We start from the raw sequence: 19,997 nt of genomic DNA, 5'->3' as shown, positions 1-19,997 counted from the left end.
GGCCCGTGCGACCGCCGCGCATGGAGCTCTACCAGATCCGCTACTTCCTGGCCGTGGCCGAGACGCTGAACTTCACGCGTGCGTCGGAGCGTTCCTTCGTGTCCCAGCCCGCGCTGACCAAGGCCATCCAGCGCCTGGAAGAGACCATCGGCGGGCGGCTGTTTGACCGCACCAAGAACTCCGTGCAGCTCAGCGAGCTGGGCCAGGCCATGCTGCCCAACTTCCGACAGATCTTCGACACCGCCCAGGCCACCCGCGAACAGGCGCGGCGCTTCAAGCGCGAGAAGCGCGAGGTGGTGCGCGTGGGCGTCATGTGCACCATCGACTTCCATCAGGTGCTGCCGGGCTTTGTCGACAGCCAGGACCGGCATGCCATCGAACTGCATTTCCGCGAGGGCAACCTGGAGGCGCTGACCGACGAGCTGGACCGCGGCGACGTYGACATCGGCATCATGTGCTCGCCCTACGAAACGCCGCGGCGCTTTGACGCGCGGCTGCTGTTTCGCGAGGACTATGTCGTCGCCATCGGCGAGGATCACCGCTTCAGCGGCCGCGACGCCATCGCCATGGCCGAACTGGACCGGGAGCGCTACTGCGAGCGCATCTACTGCGAGTTCTCAAGCTACATCGAGCGCCTGCTGGACGAGCGCGGCGTGCGCCTGGAGGTGGTGCAGCAGTCCCACCGCGAGGACTGGATCCAGGCCTTCGTGCGCTCCAACTTCGGTGTCGCCTTCATGCCCCGGTCCATCGCCGACGCGGCCGGGCTGATGCATGTGCGCACGGCCGACTGCCCGATCGTCCGAGAGGTCAAGCTGCTGGTGCAGTCGGAGCGGCCGCTGAGCACGGCGCAGCAGGCCGTCATCGATTCACTGGTGGCCCACGACTGGCGGCCGGTGGCCTAGGCTTCCGGGCGGCGCCACAGCCAGATCGCCACGGCGGCCATCATGGCGGGCACGGCGATCTTCACGGCCAGCGGCGCCGGCGTCAGCACCAGCATGACGGCACTGCAGGCCATCATCACGACCGCCAGCCACTTGGCGCGACGCGGCACGGCGCCGCGCTCGCGCCAACGGCGGATGCCGGGGCCGAAGTGCGCGTGGTTGAGCAGCCAGTTCTCCAGCGCCGGCCAACCCTTGCCGGCCGCCCAGGCGGCCAGCAGCAGGAAGGGCACCGTCGGCAGGACCGGCAGCACGACGCCGATCATGGCCAGCACGAGGCCCAGCACCGCCAGCGCGCGCCACAGCAGTCGGGCCAGCGCGCGGTGCATGCCGCCCTACTTCAACCCGCCGCTGAGGAACTGCTGCAGCCGCTCGCACTGCGGGCGCAGCAGCATTTCCTTGGGGTTGCCTTCCTCTTCGACCTTGCCTTGGTGCAGGAACAGGCAGTGGTTGGAGACCTCGCGCGCAAAGCCCATTTCATGGGTCACGACGATCATCGTGCGGCCTTCCGCCGCCAGGTCGCGCATGACCTTGAGGACCTCGCCGACCAGTTCCGGGTCCAGCGCCGACGTGGGCTCGTCGAACAGCATGACCTCGGGGTCGACCGCCAGCGCCCGGGCAATGGCCACGCGCTGCTGCTCGCCGCCCGACAGCTGGGCCGGGTAGACGTTCGCGCGATGCGAGACGCCGACGCGCGCCAGCAGCGCCTGCGCGCGCTCGATGGCCTCGGCCTTGGGCTTGCCCAGCACGTGGATGGGTGCCTCGATGACGTTCTCCAGCACTGTCATGTGAGCCCAGAGGTTGAAGTTCTGGAACACCATGGCCAGCTTGGCGCGCCACAGCTGCAGCTGCTGAGGCGAGGCGGCCTTCAGCGTGCCGTCGCGGTCGCGGGTCAGCTTCAGCGCTTCGCCGCACAGGCTCAGTTCGCCTTCGTTGGGCTGTTCCAGCAGGTTCAGGCAGCGCAGGAAGGTGCTCTTGCCCGAGCCCGAGGACCCGATCAATGTGACGACATCGCCGCGACGCGCCGCGAAGGAAATGCCCTTGAGCACCTCGCGATCACCGAAGCGCTTGTGGATGTTGGTGGCCTGGAGTTGGATCGTCATTTCAGTTTCTCTTTGCGGGCCGAACGCAGGGCCGCTCCCAAGCCGGCCCGCGCTGGCGATGTGCTCGCGGCTCGATGCCGCGAGCATCGCCGTCCCCCAGGGGGCTGAGGCCGGACACATGGCGCCCTGCGGGCGGCATGTGCCTGCCGAAGGGCTGCGGCACATGCCGCAGCGCGGTCTGCAAGACCGACCGGACCTGCCCGCGTTCAGCGCGGCTGGGCTGGGCGAGGGGCTTCATGTCAAGCACCGAGCAGCTTGCCGGTGCGCAGCGCCTCGCGGCCCGCGACCTTGGCGACGCGCATGCCGGCGTTCGCAAAGCGCAGGAAGTCGCGCGCGAAGAACAGGCCGTCGACCGGGCTCTTCAATTCAGTGACCTCGGCCGTGATGGGGTCGATGACATGGGCCAGCACTTCGCCGGCCGTCACCTCCACACCCACCTCCTTGACGAAGGTCAGCACGCCGGCCACCGGCGACTTGATCGGCATGCTGCCGGCCAGCGGGCGGGCGTCGCCGATGGCCTCCGGCACTTCGGGCTTGTCGCCGGCAATCAGGCCGCGCCAGCGCAGGAAGTCGACGATGTTCTTCGCATCGGCGGCGGCCAGCTCATGCGTCACGTCGGCCGCGCCGCGCAGCTCGACGGTGACCGACAGGCAGGCCTGCGGAATCGGGAACTTGCCGCCGAAATGCTTGTCCCACTTCCACCAGACCTGGGAGCAGGCCTCGTCGAAGGGGTTGTCACCCGAGTCCTGGGCCAGCAGCGTCAGGCGCGAACGCAGGAAGCGCGCCAGCGGGTCGCAGTCGGGCCAGCAGGGCGTCTCGGTGTAGAGGTGCATCAGCGCCTGGGCGTCGCAATGCAGGTCCAACACGATGTCGGCGTCGCAGGACAGGCTCAGCAGCTTGCGGCGCTGCGACTGCAGCTCGGTATCGACCGGGCTGGCCAGCACCGCCGCCTTCAGCGCGCGGCGCAGCAGGGCGACATTGGCCGCGGCGTCGCTGCCCAGCTGGGTTGCTACCGCCTGGGCGACGGCATCGATCTGGTCCGGGTAATGGCGGTTGAAGTTCTCACCCGTCGTCAGCTCGAAGCGGCCCAGATGGGCATGCAGCATGAACTGGCTCAGGCCGATGGGGTTGGCCATGGGGACGAGGACGATCTCGCCGCTGATCTGGCCGGCAGCCTCCAGCGCGTCAAGCTGCAGGCGCAGGTGGTGGGCGACCAGCATGCCAGGCAGCTCGTCGCCGTGCAGCGAAGCCTGGATGTAGGTCTTTTGTCCGCCGGGCTGGCCGTAATGCAGCGAGACCAGCTCGCGCTGCGTGCCCGGGGCAGGGGAGAGCAAGGGATGGCGTTGGATATTCATGGCTAGCGGGACATCATCGGCTTGAGCCAGCGGTTCTCGGCCCAGCGGAACAGACCGACCAGGCACAGCGTCAGCACGAAATAGAAGGCGCCGGCCGTGATGAAGGCCTCGAAGGGAAGGTAGTACTTGGCATAGACCTGTTGGGCCGCGCCGGTCACGTCCAGCAGTGTCACCGTGCTGGCCAGCGAGGTGCCATGCAGCATGAAGATGGCCTCGTTGCCATAGGCCGGCAGGGCACGGCGAAGCGCGGCAGGCAGAACGATGCGGCGCAGCATCAGCCCGCGGCCCATGCCCAGCGCCTTGGCGGCCTCGATCTCGCCGGCCGGCAAAGCGCGGATGCTGCCCGCAATGATCTCGGTCGTGTAGGCGGCCGTGTTCAGCGTGAAGGTCAGCCAGGCGCAGAAGGTGGCCGACGACAGCCAGGGCCAGGCCCAGCTGTCGCGCACGATCTCGAACTGGGCCGCGCCGTAGTAGATGAGGAAGAGCTGCACCAGCATCGGCGTGCCGCGGAAAACATAGGTGTAGAGCCAGACAAGCCGCGATGGCCAGCCCAGGAACACGGTCCGCACGATGGCCAGCGGCACGGCCAGCACCAGGCCGCCTGCCAAAGACAGTGCCAGCAGCTGCAGCGAGGTGACGAGCCCGGTGAGGTAGAGCGGGAAGTTCTCGCCGACGGCATCGAAGTTCATAACTTGCCCGCCTTGGTGCCGATGGCCAGGCGCCGCTGTGCCCAGGCGAAGACGAGTTCCGACACGCTGGTGAACACGAGATAGATGAGGGCCACGGCCAGGAAGAAGGTGAAGGGCTCACGCGTCGTGCCGGCGGCCTGCTTGCCGCGCGTCATCAGGTCGGACAGGCCGATGATGGACACGATGGCCGTGCTCTTGATCAGCACCAGCCAGTTGTTGGAGATGCCGGGCAGGGCATGTCGCAGCATCTGCGGCAGTGTGATGCGCCAAAGCACCAGGCGCGGGCTCATGCCATAGGCCAGGCCCGCCTCGCGCTGGCCCGGCGGTACGGCCAGGAAGGCGCCGCGGAAGGCTTCGGTCAGGTAGGCGCCAAAGATGAAGCCGATGGTCAGCACGCCGGCGATGAAGGGGTCGATATCGATGAAGTCATCATGGCCAAGCTTGGGCGCAATGGTATTGACGGCGAGCTGGCCACCGTAGAAGACGAGCAGCATCAGCACCAGGTCGGGCACGCCGCGGATCAGCGTGGTGTAGGTGGCTGCCACGCCTCGCGCGACGCGTGAGCGCGACAGCTTGGCCAGCGCGCCAACCAGGCCCAGCAGGGAGGCAATGGCCAGCGAAGACAGCGCCACCGCCAGCGTGACGGCGGAGCCTTCGAGCAGGCTGGGGAGGAATCCGTGCAACATGAGAAAGAAGGCCGCGCTCAGCGGGGAGGGGTGATGAGGTCGAAGCTGAAATAGCGGTCGTTGAAAGTCTTCAGAGTACCGTTGCCACGCAACGCGGCCAGTGCCTCGTCGATGCGCTGGCCCAGCGTCGCCGCATCGGCCTTGCGCAGGCCCACGCCGATGCCCTTGCCGTAGTAGCGCTGGTCCTTGGCGAAGTCGGGCCCGACAAAGCCGAAGCCGCGGCCGTCGGCATGGTTGAGGAAGCCGAACTGCGCGATGACCGCGTCCACCAGCGTGGCGTCCAGGCGGCCAGACTTCAGATCCAGGAAAGCCTGGTCCTGGGTGGCGTAGCGCATCAGCTGGATGCCCTTGAATTGTTCGGCCAGGAAGCGTTCATGGATGGTGCCGCGCTCCACGCCGATGCGCTTGCCCTTCAGGCCGGCTGGGCTGACGTCGGCGCGTGGGTCGCCGCGCATGACCAGGCGGGCCGGCGAGTAGTAGTAGGGCGACGAGAAGGCAACGACCTGCTGGCGCTCTGGCGTGATCGACATCGAGGCCATGATGGCGTCGATCTTGCGCGATTGCAGCGCCGGGATCAGGCCGTCGAACTCCAGGATGACCGGGGCGCACTGCTGGCCCAGACGCGCGCACAGGGCCTGGGCCACGTCGATCTCGAAGCCCTTGAGCTGGCCGTCGGTGCCGATCTCGCTGAAAGGGGCGTAGCCCACGGCGAAACCGATGCGCAGGCGCTGCGGCGCCTGGGCCCCGGCCGTACTGGCGAGGGCCAGGGCAACGGGCAGGGCCAGGGCGGAGCGGCGACGCATCACTGCTTGGTGCGCGGCGCGATGTCGTAGTCGAAGTATTTGTCGGCGAGCTTCTTGAAGGTGCCGTTGGCCTGCACGGCATCGATGGCGGCATTGAACTTCTTGCCCAGCGTGGCCTCGTCGGCCTTGCGCATGCCCACACCGGTGCCGACGCCGAAGACCTTGTCGTCGATGATGGCGGGGCCCGAGAAGGCAAAGCCCTTGCCCTCTGGCTTCTTCAGGAATCCGAAGTCGCCGGCGGGCGAATCCATCAGCGTGGCGTCGATGCGGCCGGACTTGAGGTCCAGGAAGACCTGATCCTGGCTGCCGTAGCGCACGATCTCGCTCTGCTTGAAGGTCGCGGCGGCGTAGGTCTCATGCGTCGTGCCGCGCTGCACGCCGATCTTCTTGCCCTTCAGTCCGGCGGCCGTGGGGTCGAGCTTCACGCCCGCCTTGGCGATGAGGCGGGCCGGGGTGTTGTAGTAAGGCTTGGAGAAGGCGACAACCTTCTGGCGCTCCTCGGTGATGGAGACGCTGGCGAAGATGGCGTCCACCTTGCGCGATTGCAGGGCGGGGATGAGGCCGTCGAAGTCCTGCTGCACCAGGGTGCACTGGGCCTTCATTTCGGCGCAATAGGCCTGCACGAGCTCGATCTCGAAGCCTTTGAGCTTGCCGTCCGGGCCGATCTCGGAGAAGGGCGGGTAAGCGCCTTCGACGCCGATGCGCAGCTTCTTCCATTCGGGCGCCTGGGCCTGGGCCAGCGATGCGGCCAAGGCCAAGGTGAACAGGGCAATCTTCTTCATGTCAGACCTTCCATTTATTCAGCGACTTGCGGGCCGAGCGACGGGCCGCTCCCTAGCCGGCCCGCCTGGGGCGATGTGATTGCCGGTCGCCGGCCACAGCATCGCCGTCCCCTCGGGGGACCGGCCAAGGTAGTCCTTGGACGAGGGGACCGTCGGCAACCAGTCGCGCAAGGCCGCAAGGGTAGCAGCCGGGTCTTCCTCCTGAGGCACATGGCCCAGCTTCGGGAAAACCACCAATTTGTTGTTCGGGATGGCCTTTGCGAACTCGCGGCCCCAGCGCAGCGGGATCAGCCGGTCGCGCTCGCCCCAGAGGATGAGGGTAGGGACCTTGATCTCGGGCAGGCGTTGGAAGGGGCCAGGAGCTAGCTGATCCATGCGCCGCATCAAGGCGACACGGTTGCCTTCGCGCAACGTCAGTTCGTAGTAACGGTCCACCAGGGCGGCGGTCACGCGGCTCTTGTCGCCGTAGACGTCGAGCACGCTTTCCTCGATGGCGCGGCGTGGCAGCAGCCAGCGCATGGGCTCGCGCAGCACCGGGATGCGGGCGATGCGAAAGCCCAGCGGCATGGATTCCGGCTCGAAATCGAAGCCGGCGGCGTCGACCAGGACGAGGCCGGCGACGCTGGCGGGGTCGGCCAGGGCCACCTGCCAGGTGATTTCGCCGCCCAGGGAGTTGCCACCCAGAATGACCCGACCCACGCCCAGGCGCGCCAGCAACTGGCGCACGAAGGCGACGTAGCGGGCATCGCTGTAGTCGTTGTCGGCGTTCGGCCCGGTCAGGCCGAAGCCCGGCAGGTCGAAGCTGATGACGCGCCGGGTGGACTTCAACTCGGCCGCCCAGCCTTCCCAGGTGTGCAGGCTGGCGCCGGTGCCATGGATGAGGACGATGGGCAGCGGGTCGCTGCTCGGGCCCTGGTCGCGGTAGTGCACGAGCAGGCCATCGAGGTCGACGAAGTCCGACGGCGGCGGCGCCCAGCGTGGCACCAGGCTTTCCAGCGAGCGGTCCGGCGCCTTGCTGACGGCAAAGCCGAGGGCCGCCAGCATCAGCAGGATGCCGATGGCCTTCAGCGCGAAGTCGCCAAATCGCCCTTTCATCACGTTGGGCTCAGGTCGGCGTTGACGCCCCTGCGATCGTCAAACACGAAGCAGTTGCCGTGGTAATGCTTGCCACCGGTGTCCTCGAAGTACTTCAGGATGCCGCCGTCAAGCTGCCAGGCCGTCAGGCCTTGCTCCTCCAACACCATGGCCGCCTTCTCGCAGCGGATGCCACCGGTGCAGTAGCTCACCACGGTCTTGCCGACCAGTTCCTGCTTGTGCGAGGCCAGGGCCTGGGGGAAGTCGCTGAACTTGTCGAGGCGCCAGTCGATGGCGCCGTCGAAGGCACCCTGGTCGACCTCGAAGCCGTTGCGCGTGTCCAGCAGCACGATCTCGCGGCCGGCGTCATCATGGCCCTGGTCCAGCCAGCGGGCCAGCACGGCCGGCGCCAAGGCCGGTGCGCGCGGCGCCTGGTCGGGGCGGATGGTCGGGTGGTTCATGCGGATGATCTCGGGCTTGACCTTGACCTTCAGGCGCTGGAAGGGCTGCACCTCGCTCCAGCTCTCCTTGGGTGTCAGTGTCGCGAAGCGTGGGTCGGCGCGCAGCTCGGCCACCCAGGTGTTCACGGCTTCGGCCGGGCCGGCCAGGAAGAGATTGATGCCCTCCTCGGCGATCAGCACCGTGCCCTTGAGGCCCAGGGCTTCGGCGCGGGCATGGAGCCGATCGCGCAGCGCCGCCGTGTCGGCCAGCGAGACGAAGAGATAGCAGGAGATGTTGAGGATGGGGCCGGACTGCATGAGGCCGCGGATTATCGGGGCGGCTCAGTCAGCCCAGCGCGAAGCAATGCCGCGCACCTCATCCAGGCAGGCATTGAGCGCCTCGACGATGCGCGGGTCGAAATGGCTGCCGGCGCCGTTGCGGATGAAGGCCAGCGCCTCGTCGTGGCTCATGGCCTGCTTGTAGGGCCGCACGCTGATCAAGGCGTCATAGACGTCGGCAACGGCCATCAGCCGGGCCGACAACGGAATGGCCTCGCCGGCCAGGCCGTCCGGATAGCCGCTGCCGTCCCATTTCTCGTGATGGTGCCGGGCAATCTGCTTGCCGAAGGTCAGCATCGGACCGGCGTCGTCGCCAAGGCGGTCGATGGCGCGCTGCAGCAGGTCGGCGCCGTGTTCGGCATGGGTCTTCATGACCTGCCATTCGTCCGGCGACAGCTTGCCGGGCTTGAGAAGGATGGCGTCAGGGATGGCAACCTTGCCGATGTCGTGCAGCGGCGCGGCCTTGGCGAGCTCGTCGATGGCTTCGGGCGTGAGGTCCAGCGGCCCGTCGGGCTGGGCGGCGATCCACTGCGCCAGCGTACGCACATATTCCTGGGTGCGCTGGATGTGGTTGCCGGTATCGGCGTCGCGGAACTCCGCCAGGCCGACCATGACGAAGAGGGTGGTGTCGCGCAGCCGCTCGACCTCACGCCGGCGCGCGCCCAGCTCGCCGCTCAGCAGCGCGTTGTGGCGCAGCAGGTGGTCCTCGGCCAGCTTGAGCTGAAGATGGGTGCGCACGCGGGCCAGCACGGTGGCGGGGTTGAAGGGCTTGTGGATGAAGTCGGCGCCGCCGACCTGGAAGCCGGCGCTCTCGTCCTCGGGCCGGGTCAACGCGGTCAGGAAGATGACGGGCACGCGGCGTGTGGCCGGGTCGGCCTTGAGCCGGCGGCAGACCTCGTAGCCATCCAGCTCCGGCATCATCACGTCGAGCACGATCAGGTCGGGCGGTTGGCGGCGGCATATTTCCAGCGCCTTCGCGCCGCTGACGGCCAGCTGCACGCGGTAATCGGGCTTGAGCACCTGGGCCAGCAGCGTCAGGTTGGCCGGCGTGTCGTCGACGACCAGCACCGTGGCCTGTGACGTACCGGTGAACTCGGGCAGCATCATCGTCATGGCGGGCTTGCGTCCTTGGTCTCACCGCGCAACGCGGCCTGGGCCTCGTCGAAATCGAAGCGTTGCATGGCACCCGCCAGGGCTTTGGCCCGCGGTGCCGGCAACATCTCGATGAAGGCGGATTCATGCTGCTCCCACAACGTCAGCGCATTGCTGTCGGCCTCGCCCAGCAGGGTGTCGAGCTCATTGATCAGCGTGGTCGGGTCGGCGCCGGGCGTTGTCCGGTTCAGGACTTTGGGCAGGGGCAGGAGCAGGTCGACCGGCAGAGGGCGGTCCAGGTCCAGCAGGCGGCGCAGCATGTGCGGCAGCAGGGGCTTGCTGCACAGGGCCTCGGCGCCCAGGCGCAGTGCGCGCTCGCGCAGCACTGGCGTGTCGAAGGCGCTCAGCAGCACGGTGCGGCGGGCGCGCGACGGGCCGCTGTCGCGCAGGCAGGCCAGCAGCTCGCTGCCCTCCATGTCGGGCAGCACCCAGTCGACGATCAACAGGTCATAGGGCTGGCTGGCCGGCACGGTGACCAGGCGGGACAGGGCCTGGCGGCCCTGGGCCAGCAGGTCGATGCGGCTGGTCGGTGTCAGCGCCTTCAGCAGCGCAATCAACGTTTCGTGGCCACCGCTGTGGGCCGCCTGCACCAGCAGCACGCGCTGCGGTGGCGGGGCGGGCGGTGGCGCCAGCTCAGGGCAGGGAGCCGGCGGCAGGCTGAGCTCGAACTCGCTGCCGCGGCCCGGAGCGCTGCTTGCCGAGAGGGTTCCGCCCATGCGCTCGGCCAGCGCGCGGCAGATCGCCAGGCCCAGGCCCGTGCCGCCAAAGCGTCGTGTCGCGCCGGCCTCGGCCTGGGCGAAGGGCGTGAACAGGCGCGCCAGTTGGTCCGGCGCCATGCCCAGACCGGTGTCACGCACGCGCAGGATCCAGCCGCCGGCCGCATCCAGCTCGGCGCTGAGCTTGACCTGTCCGGTTGACGTGAACTTGACGGCGTTGACGAGCAGCTCGGTGATGAGCTGGGTGAGTCGCACCACGTCGCCGCGGCGCGCGCCCGCCGCGCCCAGCAGCTCCGGCGAGGCGATGTCGCAGACCAGTTCCAGCTGCTTGGCCTGTGCCGCCGGCCGCACGGCGTCGAAAGCACTGGCCAGCAGCTGCTCGAGGTGCAGGGGCTCGGCGGCGAGCTGCATGCGGCCGGTGTCGAGGTCGGCGTAATCCAGCAGGCCATCGATGAGCTTGACGAGGGACTCGCCGGCGCTCGCCACCTGCTGCAGCCGGCCGCGTTGCTCACCGGGCAGCCGCCCGGCCAGCATCAGCCTTGTCAGGCCGAGCACGGTGTTCATGGGCGTGCGGATCTCGTGGCCGATATTGGCCAGGAAGTCGGATTTGGCCCGCGAGGCCGCTTCGGCTGCGGCGCGCGAACGCTCCAGTTCGATGAGACGGGCTTCGATGAGGTCTTCGGCCGTGCCCAGGCCCCTGGCAGCGGGCGCGAGTTGGGTCAGGCGCCCGAGCTGGCGCGACAGGCCCCACAGCGCGACGCAGAACATGGTCTGGCACAGCCCAAGGTTGGCGATCAGCGGCCAGCCTTGCATCAGCCATTGCGGTGGCGTGCCGGAGAAGCGCAGCAGCGTGGGCGGCGCCAGCATGATGGCGAGCAGGCTCAGAGAGATCCACAGCGCCTCGCGGGCGCGCCAGGTCGTGAACAGCAGCAGGCTGCCACCCATGGCCCAAGGCGCAAAGCTGCCCAGGGTGTAGAGGCTCGGTCCCGGGTCGGGCCGCAGCGTGAACACCAGCATGGTCAAGGAGAAGTACAGGGCCAGCAGCGTGACGCCGATGCGCTGCCACAGGCGCAGCCGCTGCGGCCGCCGCCAGACGAGCAGGGCCAGGGCTGAGAAGGCGGTCGCGATCAGCGGATAGGCGATGCGGTCGCTGGGTTCGATGACACCCATGGCCGCCTCACTCGCCCAGGCGAACAGCGCGGAGGCGACGATGACCTTGAAGAGCCAGCGCGTGCCGACCGGGCCGAGGACGACGATGACCGGGGCCCTCAAGCCATGCCCTTCAGCACGAGGGCCGCGGCATCAAAGTCGAGTGCGGCCAGGGCCTGCTCCAGGCGCTGGCGCACATCGGGTGCCAGGCCGCTGTGGGCGCCATGGGCCTGCCACCAGTCCAGCGCACGGCTGTCGCTGTGAGTCAGGAGCCGATGCAGCTCGGCCACGTCACCCGGGCCGCTCGGGCGCGGAGCCGTCACGTCATCCCAGCTGCGTGCCAGGGCGGCCTGGATCTCGGTCAGCAGCAGCGCCAGGGCAGGTTCGACGCGCCCGAGATGCCGGCTGGCGCTGTCGGCGTCGGCCGCGGCGGCACTGCGTTCCAGTGCGAGGGCGGCCTGGTGCAGGGGCTGAGCGCCCAGCGTCGCGGCCAGGCCCTGCAGCGTGTGGGCGGCGCGGCGCAGTTCAGCCCAGTTGCCAGCAGCCAGCCAGTCGGACCAGCCGGCCAGCCCGGCGGTGTACTGGTCGGCAAAACCCTGCAGCGTGCGACGGTAAAGCGCCGTTTGGCCATCGAATTGGCGCAGCCCGGTCTGCAGGTCCAGCGCCGGGCGCGGCGGCAGCGGCGCCGGGGGCTTGGCAGCAGGACGGTAGCGCTGCAGCTCGCGCACCAGGCGGGCCACGTCCAGCGGCTTGGCGATATGGCCCTGCATGCCGGCAGCCGTGCATTGGGCGCGCTCCTCGGCCAGCGCATGGGCCGTCATGGCCAGCACGGGCAGGGCGTCGAACTCGGGCAGCTCGCGCAGTTTGCGCGTCGCGCTCAGGCCATCGAGCACGGGCATCTGCAGGTCCATCAGCACGAGGTCGTAGGCGGCTGGCCCGCGCGCCAGCAGGCGGTCCAGGCCTTCCTGTCCGTTGGCCGCGACGTCGACCTGGGCGCCGCGGCTGCTCAGCAGGCGCAGCGCGATCTCCTGGTTGACGGGATGGTCCTCGACCAGCAGCACGCGCAGTCCGGCCAGGGATTGGGCATCCAGGCCGGCGGGCCGGTCGGCCGGGGCGTCGCCGAGCAAGCGGCGCAACTCCCCGGGCAGCAGCGGCTTGGGGCAGAGCGCGCGGGCGCCGAAGCTGCGCGCCTGGGCCGGGCCGTCGTCGACGCCTGGCGGGCAGAGCACGGCGATGCGCAAGGCCGGGTGGTCGCGGCGCAACTGGGCCAGCAGTTCGGCACCGGTTGCGTCCGGGCCGGGCAACTGCCAGTCGAGCAGCAGCCACTCGAAGGGCTTGCCGGCCTGGTGGGCCTCGACCAGCGCGGCCCGCGTGCTGGCGGCATCGGTGCTGGCGGCCAGGCCAGCGCCGAAGCCGAGATGGCGCAGCAGGGCCAGCGTCGCCTCGCGACCCTCGGGGCGGGCCTTGGCCAGCAGCAGACGCTGCGGCTTGAGCGGCGCGGGCGTCGCGGCGTCCGCGTCCAGCGGCAGCGGCAGGCGGATCTCGAAGTTGCTGCCCTGGCCGGGCGTGCTGTGCACGCCGAGCACGCCACCCATCAGCTCGACGAGGCGGCGCGTGATGGCCAGGCCCAGGCCGGTGCCGCCATGGCGCCGCTGCATGGGCGCGTCGCCCTGCCGGAATTCGCGGAACAGGCCGTCGAGCTGCTCCGTGCTCATGCCGATGCCACTGTCCTGCACGGTGATGCAGAGCGGCACGCGGCCCTGATCGTCGGTGGGTGCGGCCGCCAGGCGCAGCTGCACCTGGCCCGCCGGCGTGAACTTGAGGGCGTTGGCCAGCAGGTTGACCAGCACCTGCTGCAACCGCAGCGCGTCGCCGCGGAGCTGGCCGCGCGAGCCGAGCAGGCTGGCGTCGGCCCAGTCGCAGATGAGCGCGACAGCGGGGTTGGCATGCACCGGCCTGACCAGCTCCATGGCCTGGCCGACGACGTCCTCCAGCCGCAGCGGCAGCGACTCGATCGCCATGTGGCCGGCCTCGATCTTGGCGACGTCCAGCACGTCGTTGACGAGGCTGAGCAGCATGCGCGAGGCGGCATCGGCCTTGGTCAGCAGGTCACGCTGTTCGGGCGTGAGCTGGGTCTGCAGCGCCAGTTGCGTCATGCCCATGACGGCATTCATGGGCGTGCGGATCTCGTGGCTGAGCTGGGTCAGGAAGCGTGTCCTGGCTTCGGTGGCCGACCGGTGTGACTCGGCCGCATCGACGCCGCGCCGCAGCACCAGCATGCACAGCGCGGGCAGGGGCAGCAACAAGGTATTGATGACCAGGGCAGCGTCGACGGCCGCGCCGCCTGCGTCGCGCAGGCTCCAAAGCAGGGCCAGAAGCGCCAGCAGCGCCGCCATGGCAAGCCAGAGTAGGCCGAGCGTGAACGTGCGCTGGGGCATGGGCGATCGCGTGTGAACTTGCCGATTATGGTTGTCGCGGATGACCCGAATGTGCGACGGAATCCGTAGCCACGCCCTGGGGAAAGCCCCGGGCATGCCTGTGGTTGTCGGGGAGGTGCAGCGGTTATTCTGACCCGCCATGCCGCTCATCCTCGTAGTCGACGACCAGCCGAGCAACATCCATGCGCTCTACCAGCTGCTGGTGGACGAATGTGAGGTCTCCATGGCCACCAGCGGCGCCGAGGCGCTGGCCTTCTGTGCCCAGCAGCTGCCCGACCTGATCCTGCTCGACGTGCTGATGCCCGAAATGAGCGGCTATGAGGTCTGCGACCGCCTGAAGGCCGATCCGCGCACGCGCGGCGTGCCCGTCATCTTCGTCACCGTGCAGGGCAGCGCCGACGACGAGGCCCAGGGCTTTGCCCATGGCGCGGTCGACTACATCCCCAAGCCCTTTGTCGACGTCGTCGTCAAGGCGCGGGTGCGCACCCAGCTGGCGCTCAAGCTGGCGTCCGAGAGCTTTGCGCGTTCGCAGATCGAGCTCTTCCAGCGCGACAAGCTGGCCTCGGTCGGCCGCACCATCTCGGGCATCGCCCAGGAGCTGAGCTCACCGCTGGGCAACGCGCTGATCTCGGCCTGCACGTTGCAGGACGACCTGACCCATCTGCGCGGCTTGTCCGGCACCAGCAACATCAAGCGCAGCGACCTCGACAAGCACCTGCGCGTCAGCGAGGAGAGCGTCGGCCTGGTGCTGTCCAACCTGCAACGCACGTTGTCCATCGTCGACTCCTTCCTGCAGTCCACGGCCGACAACTTCGGCGACCAGCGCCGCAGCTTCTCGCTGCTGGAACTGGTGCACGAGGTGGTGGCCGGCCTGGCACCGGCACTCCAGACTCACCAGGTGCGCTGCGAGCTGGACGCCGGCGACGATCTGCACCTGCTGAGCTTTCGCGGCGCCCTGGCCAAGGTGTTGTCCACGCTGATCCAGAACGCCGTCAAGCATGCCTACCGCGAGGCCGGTGGCGAGGTCCACCTGCGCGTGCGGCCGCTGGGCACGGACCAGCTCACAGTCACCGTGCAGGACCATGGCGTCGGCATCCCGCCCGGCATGCTCGGGCGCGTCTTCGACCCCTTCTTCTCGACGCGTTTCGGCCCCAACCGCAGCGAGCCTGGCCTGTACATCGTGCGCAATCTCGTCACCTTTGCACTGGGCGGGCAGATCCAGGTCGAGTCCACGCCCGGCGTGGGCACGACGGTGCGGTTGACGCTGCCGCTGATATCGCCCGAGGCGCGGCGCGCGGCGGGTTGATGCTGGCAGGCATTCGCGCCCGACTGGCGTTGCTGGGCGGCCTGCTGCTGGTGCTGGCACTGGGGCTGGGGCTCTATCTGCTGCAAAGGCCGTCGGCGCAGGCCGCGCAGGGCCCCATCGTCATCGGGCTGCTACATGCCTTGAGCGGCCCGATGGCGGCCAGTGAGGCGCCGCTGGTGGCCACCGTCAAGCTGGCGGTGGAGGAAATCAATGCCGGCGGCGGTCTGCTGGGCCGACGCGTCGAACTCAAGATCGAGGACACGCGCTCCGAGCCGCGCGTTGCTGCCGCCGCCGCCGAGCGCCTCATCAGCACCGAACATGCGGTGGCCCTGTTCGGCTGCTGGTCGTCCAACTGCCGCCAGGCCGTCAGGCCTGTCGTCGAGACTCATCGCCATCTGCTGTTCTACCCGCTGGCTTACGAGGGCATGGAGCAGTCGCCGAACATCATCTACACCGGCCCCACGCCCAACCAGCACGCGCTGCCCGCCACCGACTGGGCCATGCATGGCTTCGGCCGGCGGGTCTACCTCATCGGCACCGATGGCCTCTACCCGCGGCGTGTCAACGCGATGCTGCGCGACTTCATCCTGCTGAGTGGCGGCCAGGTGCTGGCCGAGCGCTATGTGCCGCTGGCAGGCACCGACATGGGCGGCGTGCTGGCCGACCTGCAGCGCGTCCAGCCCGATGTCGTCATCAGCACCATTGGTGGCAGCAGCAATCGCGCCTTCTTCGATGCCCTGGTGGCGGCCGGCCTGACCGACCTGCCGCTGATGTCCCTGCGCGCCGCCGAACCCGAGATGACCGCCTACGACGGCGGCCGGCTCGACCGCCATTTCACGGCCTGGAGCTATCTGCAGTCGCAGCCCGGGCCGGCCAATGAGGCCTTCCTGGCGCGGCTGCGGCGCAGCCAGGGCGAGGGCATCCAGGCCAGTGATCCGGCGGTGTCGGCTTACATCGGCGTGCAGCTCTGGGCCGCCGCGGTGCGCGAGGTCGGCAGCGCGCAGACGGACGCGGTCAATGCCAATGTGCTGCAGCAGAGCATCTCAGCCCCCCAGGGCTTCGGGGCGGTGGACAGCCAGAGCCGGCATCTGTGGCGCCAGCTGCGCATCGCCCAGGTCAAGCCGGGCGGTCAGCTCGCCGAGGTGTTCGCGCTGCCGCGCTACATCAAGCCGGCACCGTGGCCGGTCTTCCGTTCGGCAGAGCACTGGATGGCGGTGCTGCCGCGCACCGAGGGCGCGCCGTGATCGCCGCCGTGCCGGTCGTGGAGTCGACGCGCCGCGCCTGGCGCGTCGGCCCGGCCCTGCTGCTGGGCCTGATGCTGCTGTCGATGCTGCCCCTGGGGCTGGTCGGGCTGTGGCAGCTCTCCAGCTTTGAGAACAGCCTGCATGAGACGGTGACCGAAGGCCTGGTGGCGATCTCGCGCAAGAAGGTCCACGAGATCAACGAATACCTCAACGAGGTCGAGGTCGATGGCCGCCTCGTGGCCCAGGCCAGCGACGCGCGCGAGCTGCTGGTGCAGCGCGGCGACGCGGTGGCTACCCGCGTGAGTGCCGGCAGCCGGGCCTTTTTCGAGCGCCTCTACGACAGCGGCAAATACCTCAACCTGCTGCTGGTGCAGCCCGACGGCCGCATCAGCTTCGCGATGAAGGCACCGGCCGGCTCGACACCCGAGCTGGCGCGGCTGGACGGCGGCGCCTACGAAGGCAGCGAGCTGCTGGCCGCGCACCGCCGCGCCATCGGCCAGCTGGACCCGCAGCTGACGCCGGCCCAGCGCCTGCGCGGCGAGGGCCCGGCGACGCTTTTCCTGGTCCATCCGGTGGTCGATGGCGATCGCGTGCTCGGCAGTGTCGTGTTGCAGCTCGACCTGGACCGCCTGCTGCGGGTCGCGACCGAGCGCTCGGGGCTGGCGCTGACGGGCGAGACGGTGCTGGTGCAGCGCCAGGGCGACCGGGCCGTCTTCATCAACGACCTCAAGCGGCCGCCGTTGCAGACGCTGACCGGCTCGCTGGACCTGGCCTCGCCCGAGCCGCCGCCGGCCGTGCGCGCCCTGCGCGGCGAAAGCGGCAGCGGCCTGACGCGCGACTACGCCGGTATCGAGATCGTCGCGTCCTGGCGCCACCTGCCCGCGCTGGACTGGGGCATCTCCGTCAACATCGACGCGGCCGAGGCGTTTGCGCCGGCGCGTGCGCTGCGCGACCGCTTGGCTCTCGCCCTCGGCCTGTCCCTGCTGCTGGCCCTGGGCCTGGGTCTGCTGCTGGGGCGTCGCCTGGTCGAGCCCGTCCAGATGCTGAGCGGTGCGGTGGCCCGCATCGCCGGGGGCAAGCTGGATGAGCGAGCGCCGGTCTGCGGCTTTGCCGAGTTCCGCGAGCTGGCGCGCAGCTTCAACCAAATGACGGAACAGCTCGTCGTCGAGCGCCAACTGCTGGAGGCGCGCGTCGAGCAACGCACGCGGGCGCTCAATGAGAGCGAGCAGCGCTTTCGCGGCGTCTTCGAGCGCGCCCAGGTCGGCATTGCGCTGTGCGACGCCCAGGGTGTCATCCTCGACGTCAATCAGGCGCTGACGGCCATGCTCTGCCGCGAGGCCGGGGCGCTGCGCGGCGCCAAGCTGGCCGATCTGCCGGACTTCCGGCCCGGCCGCCTGCCCGGTGGCGAGCTGGCGCGCCTGGCGGCCGGGCGGTTGGACCATGTCCGCTTCGAACGTGGTTTCGCGCTGCCCGGCGGCGGCGAGCTGTTCGTCGACGGCAGCGCCAGCGCCATCCGCGATCGCCGTGGCCGCCTCGTCAACGTCGTGCAGATGCTGGTCGACGTGACCGAGAGACACCGCGCCGAAGTTGATTTGGTACGTGCCCGGGTCGCGGCCGAGGCGGCCAGCCAGGCCAAGAGCGATTTCCTGGCCAACATGAGCCACGAGATCCGCACGCCGATGAGCGGGGCCCTGGGCATGCTCAACCTGCTGCTGCGCACCGAGCTGTCGCCGCGCCAACTCGACTATGCGGCGAAGGCCCGCACGGCGGCCCAGGCGCTGCTGGCCGTCATCAACGATGTGCTGGATTTCTCCAAGGTCGAGGCCGGCAAGATGGAGCTGGACCCGCACCGCTTCGAGCTCAGCGACTTCATGCGCGAGCTGGCCGTCATCCTGTCGGCCAACGTTGGTGCCAAGGACATCGAGGTGCTGTTCCGCCTCGACCCGCGCCTGCCCAGCGCCCTCGTCGGCGATGCCACCCGGCTGCGCCAGGTGCTGCTCAACCTGGCCGGCAATGCGCTGAAGTTCACCGAGCGCGGCGAGGTGGTGCTGGGGCTGTCGTTGCTGGGCGAGACGGGTGGGCAGGCGCGGCTGCGCTTCGAGGTTCGCGACACCGGCATCGGCATCGCGGCGGACAAGCTCGATCACATCTTTGCCGGCTTCAGCCAGGCCGAGCAGTCGACGTCGCGCCGCTACGGCGGCACGGGCCTGGGCCTGGCCATCAGCCGGCGGCTGGTCGCGCTGATGGGTGGCGAGCTGCGCGTGGACAGCCGCGTCGGCGAGGGCAGCCGCTTCCATTTCGATCTGCTGATGGCGACTGCACCGGCCGAGCGCGGTGAGCCCGACACGGCGCAGCGCGGCCTCAAGGTGCTGATCGTCGACGACAACCCGATGGCCCGCGAGGTGCTGCAGGGCATCGGCGCCAGCCTGGGCTGGGACTGCGACCTGGCAGCCAGTGGCGAGCAGGCGCTGGACGTGGTGCACGAGGCCGCCGAGCGCGGCGAGCCGCATTACGAACTGATCCTGATGGACTGGCGCATGCCGGGGCTGGACGGCTGGGAGACATCGCGGCGCATCCGCGCCAGCCACGAGTCCGATGCGCCCGTCATCATCATGGTCACGGCCCATGGCCGCGAGCTGCTGGCCGAGCGCAGCGAGCAGGACATCCAGGGCCTGGGCGGCTATCTCGTCAAGCCGGTGACGGCGTCCATGCTGCACGACGCCGTTGCTGAAGCCACGCGTGGGCAGCCGGCGCCGCTGCCGCGGGCCACCGCCGAACCCCGGCTGCAGGGCATGCGCCTGCTGCTGGTGGAGGACAACAGCGTCAACCAGCAGGTGGCCCAGGAGCTGCTGGAAGGCGAGGGCGCCGTCGTGACAGTGGCCGGCGGCGGCGTCGAGGGGGCCCATCTGGCCAAGGTGGCCGAGCCCGTTTTCGACGCCATCCTGATGGACCTGCAGATGCCCGACATCGACGGCTTCGAGGCCACGCGGCGCATCCTCGCGCACCGGGCCGACAGCCTCATCATCGCCATGACGGCCAATGCCATGGAATCGGACCGCCAGGCCTGCCTGGCCGCCGGCATGCGCGACCATGTCGCCAAGCCCGTGGACCTGGAGCAGCTCGTCGCCAGCCTGCGCCGCCACGTCGGCCCCATCCCCATGCGGCCGGCGCCGCCCCCGCCGCCGGTGTCGGCACCGCTGCTGGAGCGCGAGGCAGCGCTGCAGCGCCTGGGCGGTCGGGCCGCCTTGTACGAGCGACTCGCCAAGTCCTTCGCCCAGGACGCGCCCGCGGAGATGGACACGCTCAGGTGCCATCTGCAACAACAAGCCCTGGCCGACGCGACGCGCGTGCTGCATACCCTGCGCGGCTTGGCTGGCGCCGTCGGCGCCACCGCGCTGGCCGTATCGGCCGGCCGCCAGGAGTTGGCATTGCGCGAGGGTGGCAGCGCCAGCGCGGTCGATCTGGTCGGCTTGCAGGGGCTGCTCGACGCCAGCCTCGCCATGCTGTCCGCCGCTGTCGTGCCCGGCCCGCCGCCGCCCACTGCYCCCGCCATCGTGAGCGAGCCTCTGGAAGCACTGCGCCGGCTGCGCCAGTTGCTGGTCGAACGCAATATGCGCTCGGTCGCAGTCTGCGAAGAGCTGTCCACGCAGCACGCCGACGCCTTCGGCACCGAGCTYGCCCAGCTTTCCACGGCGGTGGCGAAGCTGGAYTTCRGCAAGGCCYTGAAGGCCTGCGACCAGTTGCTGGACCGCCTCAATCCCCGCTGAGCGCCGGCCGAGCCGC

The 19,997-nt window shown here is 69.4% G+C and carries 16 protein-coding genes; 4 read left to right on the top strand and 12 right to left on the bottom strand.

The genetic code is table 11. The annotated features are described in order from the left end of the window. The first annotated feature begins 5 nt into the window (after positions 1–5). Positions 6–902 carry a LysR family transcriptional regulator gene (locus tag ACXJKJ_RS11040; RefSeq protein ID WP_157281943.1) on the top strand — a complete coding sequence of 299 codons (897 nt, stop codon included), beginning with the start codon at positions 6–8 and terminating at the stop codon, positions 900–902. Here ACXJKJ_RS11040 and ACXJKJ_RS11035 read toward each other — a convergent pair. From ACXJKJ_RS11035 to ACXJKJ_RS10980, 12 genes are all read right to left on the bottom strand, one after another. Further along, entirely contained in the window at positions 899–1,267 is a 369-nt protein-coding gene (locus ACXJKJ_RS11035) for a YbaN family protein (RefSeq protein ID WP_457390125.1), read from the bottom strand. The genes ACXJKJ_RS11040 and ACXJKJ_RS11035 overlap by 4 nt on opposite strands. Positions 1,268–1,273: 6 nt before the next feature. Next, positions 1,274–2,041, bottom strand: coding sequence for an ABC transporter ATP-binding protein (locus tag ACXJKJ_RS11030; protein WP_457324865.1), 768 nt, complete (start codon positions 2,039–2,041; stop codon positions 1,274–1,276). A gap of 239 nt (positions 2,042–2,280) precedes the next feature. Then, positions 2,281–3,396 (bottom strand): succinylglutamate desuccinylase/aspartoacylase family protein, encoded by a 1,116-nt coding sequence (locus tag ACXJKJ_RS11025; protein ID WP_457390124.1) that lies wholly within the window; start codon positions 3,394–3,396, stop codon positions 2,281–2,283. A gap of 2 nt (positions 3,397–3,398) precedes the next feature. Then, positions 3,399–4,085, bottom strand: coding sequence for an ABC transporter permease (locus tag ACXJKJ_RS11020; protein WP_457352831.1), 687 nt, complete (start codon positions 4,083–4,085; stop codon positions 3,399–3,401). Beyond that, complete coding sequence (locus ACXJKJ_RS11015) at positions 4,082–4,771, bottom strand: ABC transporter permease (RefSeq protein ID WP_457390123.1); 690 nt, start codon at positions 4,769–4,771, stop codon at positions 4,082–4,084. The genes ACXJKJ_RS11020 and ACXJKJ_RS11015 overlap by 4 nt, the downstream gene beginning before the upstream one ends. Before the next feature lie 17 nt (positions 4,772–4,788). Continuing rightward, complete coding sequence (locus ACXJKJ_RS11010) at positions 4,789–5,574, bottom strand: transporter substrate-binding domain-containing protein (RefSeq protein ID WP_457390122.1); 786 nt, start codon at positions 5,572–5,574, stop codon at positions 4,789–4,791. Then, on the bottom strand, positions 5,574–6,356 hold the full coding sequence (locus ACXJKJ_RS11005; RefSeq protein ID WP_056202041.1) for an ABC transporter substrate-binding protein: 783 nt from the start codon (positions 6,354–6,356) through the stop codon (positions 5,574–5,576). Before ACXJKJ_RS11005 ends, ACXJKJ_RS11010 begins: the two co-directional genes overlap by 1 nt. Before the next feature lie 18 nt (positions 6,357–6,374). Continuing rightward, the gene (locus tag ACXJKJ_RS11000; protein ID WP_457390121.1) at positions 6,375–7,451 is read right to left on the bottom strand and encodes an alpha/beta fold hydrolase; all 1,077 of its coding nucleotides are present in this window, start codon (positions 7,449–7,451) and stop codon (positions 6,375–6,377) included. Then, a complete protein-coding gene (locus ACXJKJ_RS10995) occupies positions 7,451–8,188 on the bottom strand; it encodes a sulfurtransferase (RefSeq protein ID WP_457390120.1) in 738 nt (245 codons plus the stop codon). Before ACXJKJ_RS10995 ends, ACXJKJ_RS11000 begins: the two co-directional genes overlap by 1 nt. 24 nt (positions 8,189–8,212) lie before the next feature. Next, the gene (locus ACXJKJ_RS10990; RefSeq protein ID WP_157281946.1) at positions 8,213–9,322 is read right to left on the bottom strand and encodes an HD-GYP domain-containing protein; all 1,110 of its coding nucleotides are present in this window, start codon (positions 9,320–9,322) and stop codon (positions 8,213–8,215) included. Then, positions 9,319–11,349, bottom strand: a complete 2,031-nt coding sequence (locus tag ACXJKJ_RS10985) for an ATP-binding response regulator (protein ID WP_457390119.1) — start codon at positions 11,347–11,349, stop codon at positions 9,319–9,321. The genes ACXJKJ_RS10990 and ACXJKJ_RS10985 overlap by 4 nt, the downstream gene beginning before the upstream one ends. Continuing rightward, on the bottom strand, positions 11,346–13,664 hold the full coding sequence (locus tag ACXJKJ_RS10980; RefSeq protein WP_457390118.1) for a response regulator: 2,319 nt from the start codon (positions 13,662–13,664) through the stop codon (positions 11,346–11,348). Before ACXJKJ_RS10980 ends, ACXJKJ_RS10985 begins: the two co-directional genes overlap by 4 nt. Positions 13,665–13,803: 139 nt before the next feature. Here ACXJKJ_RS10980 and ACXJKJ_RS10975 point away from each other — a divergent pair, with 139 nt between their 5' ends. From ACXJKJ_RS10975 to ACXJKJ_RS10965, 3 genes are read left to right on the top strand one after another with little or no spacing between them, the layout of a single operon-like run. Continuing rightward, positions 13,804–14,970 carry a response regulator gene (locus ACXJKJ_RS10975; RefSeq protein WP_457352815.1) on the top strand — a complete coding sequence of 389 codons (1,167 nt, stop codon included), beginning with the start codon at positions 13,804–13,806 and terminating at the stop codon, positions 14,968–14,970. Continuing rightward, complete coding sequence (locus ACXJKJ_RS10970) at positions 14,970–16,214, top strand: urea ABC transporter substrate-binding protein (RefSeq protein WP_457390117.1); 1,245 nt, start codon at positions 14,970–14,972, stop codon at positions 16,212–16,214. The genes ACXJKJ_RS10975 and ACXJKJ_RS10970 overlap by 1 nt, the downstream gene beginning before the upstream one ends. Next, positions 16,211–19,981 carry a response regulator gene (locus ACXJKJ_RS10965; protein ID WP_457390116.1) on the top strand — a complete coding sequence of 1,257 codons (3,771 nt, stop codon included), beginning with the start codon at positions 16,211–16,213 and terminating at the stop codon, positions 19,979–19,981. The genes ACXJKJ_RS10970 and ACXJKJ_RS10965 overlap by 4 nt, the downstream gene beginning before the upstream one ends. Positions 19,982–19,997: the final 16 nt, after the last annotated feature.

The sequence above is a fragment of the Roseateles sp. P5_E1 genome, assembly GCF_054049335.1.
Note: the sequence above shows the minus strand (reverse complement) of the source record. Positions and strands in the feature narration are given on the sequence as shown.